3 protein-coding genes are annotated in these 2,340 nt (G+C 72.2%); all 3 read right to left on the bottom strand.

The features are described from left to right. Positions 1-126: 126 nt before the first annotated feature. Entirely contained in the window at positions 127-1,113 is a 987-nt protein-coding gene (locus AC1DY2_RS18760; protein WP_476763788.1) for an electron transfer flavoprotein subunit alpha/FixB family protein, read from the bottom strand. A gap of 10 nt (positions 1,114-1,123) precedes the next feature. Then, complete coding sequence (locus tag AC1DY2_RS18755; RefSeq protein WP_476763787.1) at positions 1,124-1,900, bottom strand: electron transfer flavoprotein subunit beta/FixA family protein; 777 nt, start codon at positions 1,898-1,900, stop codon at positions 1,124-1,126. A gap of 143 nt (positions 1,901-2,043) precedes the next feature. After that, on the bottom strand, positions 2,044-2,340 hold a 297-nt coding region (locus AC1DY2_RS18750), incomplete at its 5' end, for a TetR-like C-terminal domain-containing protein (RefSeq protein ID WP_476763786.1).

Genomic DNA, 2,340 nt, shown 5'->3' with positions numbered 1-2,340 from the left:
GGCCGAGGGCGCGTGCGTCGACGAGCGGACGGGTTCGCCCGGCGCCTCGTGGACTGGAGGCCACGCGTCACCGCCGCGCTGGCGAGGCAGTCCCCTGCGCAGGTTCCGCGTGTCGGCGACCACCGGTCACCGCTTCCGCTCGGCGAGCGCGCTGATCAGCTGCGGGACCACCGTGAAGACGTCGCCGACGACGCCGAAGTCGGCGACCTCGAAGATCGGCGCGTCGGGGTCCTTGTTCACGGCGACGATGTTCTTGGCCGTCTGCATGCCGGCGCGGTGCTGGATCGCACCCGAGATGCCGAGGGCGACATACAACTGCGGCGACACCGACACCCCGGTCTGCCCGACCTGGTGCGCCGCCGGGATGTAGCCCGCATCGACCGCGGCCCGTGAGGCGCCGACCGCAGCCCCGAGCGCATCGGCGAGCTCGTCGACGAGTGCGAACTGCTCGGCCGAGCCGAGGCCCCGACCACCGGAGACCACCCGCTTCGCTCCGCGCAGCTCGGGTCGGCTCGACGTCTCGGCGGCGGGCTCGAACGACTCGATGGTCGCGGATGCCGCGCCCGACGGCGCCGCGTCGAGCGGCTCGAGCACCACGGGACGTGCCTCCGCCCGCGCATCGACGGCACCCTGCCGCACGGTCACCACGAGCGGACCGAACGTCGCCGCGGAGACGACGTCGTAGGCACCGCCGTACACGGAGTGGTGGGCGAGGATGCCCTCGGCGTCGCGCGAGACACCGACGACGTCGACGGCGATCGGAGCGCCCGTGCGGGCGGCGAAGCGGGCGGCGATGTCACGCCCGCCGACCGAGTTCGAGATGAGCACGGCCTCGGGCGTGACGGCGGCGGCGGCCGCGGCGAGCGCGTCGACGTGCGGGATCGTCAGCTCGTTCGCGAGTGCGCCGGTCTCGACGACGAGGACCCGGTCCGCGCCGGCGGCAGCCGCCTGCTCGGCGAGCTCCTGCGGCCGACCCGGCGCGGCGACGATGAGCGCGACAGGCACGCCGATACGGGAGGCGGCCCCGAGGAGGCCTGCCGCGCTCGTCGCGAGGTCGCCGTTCGGAGTGGTCTCGAGCAGCACCAGGATCGGGGCTGGGGGGTGGTCGGTCACGATCGTCCTCTCAGACCAGTCGGTTCTCGATGAGGAACTCGGCGATCCTGATGCCGCCGTCGCCGTCATCGGTGATCTTGACGCCCGCCGAACGCGGGGGCTTCTCGGCGATGGCGGTCATGATCGACATCGCCACCGAGAGGTCGTGCGGTTCGATGCCGAGGTCCGCGGCACCCAGCGTCTCGAACGGCTTCTTCTTCGCGGCCATGATGCCCTTGAAGTTGGGGAAGCGCGCATCGGGAAGCGCCTCGGTGATCGAGATGACGGCGGGAAGCCCGGCGCGCACGCGCATGGTGCCGCCATCCACGTCGCGCGTTCCCGCCACCGAGTCGGCCGCGATCTCGACCGACGAGAGGGCGGTCGCGTTCGGGACGCCGAGCAGCTCCGCCAGCATGGCGGGGATGACGCCGCCACTGCCATCGGTCGACACGTTGCCCGCGATGACGAGGTCGAAGCCGGTGCGTCGGATCGCCGCGGCGAGCGTGCGCGCGGTCAGGCCGAGGTCTGCACCCGCCAGACCGGGGTCGCTGATGTGCACGGCCRAAGCCGCTCCCATCGCCAGCCCCTTGCGGATCGTCGGCACCGCACGCTCGGCGGCCATCGACATGACGACGACCTCGACGTCGTCGTGCGAGTCGGCGTAGGCGAGTGCCACTTCGAGCGCGCGCTCGCTGATCTCGTCGAGCACGGCTTCGCTCGCGGCGCGATCGGCGAGCCCCGTCTCGAGGTCGAGCCTGCGCTCGCCGTACGTGTCGGGAACCTCCTTCACGAGGACGACGATCCTCATCGGGCTCGGCTCCGATGCGTGCTCATGAGCATGACCATCCGCGCCTCTCTGCGACCGTGCCTCGTGGGCTCACAGTTAGTGTGCACTAACTGAATTCGATGCTAGTGTCCGCTCACCGCAATGGCAAGCAGGGCTCGACGGACTCAGCGGCCGAGGGCCAGCGCGGCGGCGAGGCGTGCGATGCCGAACTCGAACGCCCGGTCGACGTCGCCGCCCAGCCGGAACGCGCCCGCGAGTTCCATGCTGACGAAGCCGTTGGCCCAGGCCGTGATGGTGCGCGCCGCATCGAGCCGATGCTCGTCGCCGGCCAGGTCGCCCGCGACGCGGAGCACCGCCCCGCTCGCCTCGGCGAGCGCGGTGTCGGTGAGCCGGAGCTCGGCACCGGGGCCGAAGATGAGGCGGTAGCCGGCCGGGCGCTCGTGGGCGAACGCGCGCACGGC

The organism is Agromyces sp. P1_H4 (assembly GCF_056405255.1).
Note: the sequence above shows the minus strand (reverse complement) of the source record. Positions and strands in the feature narration are given on the sequence as shown.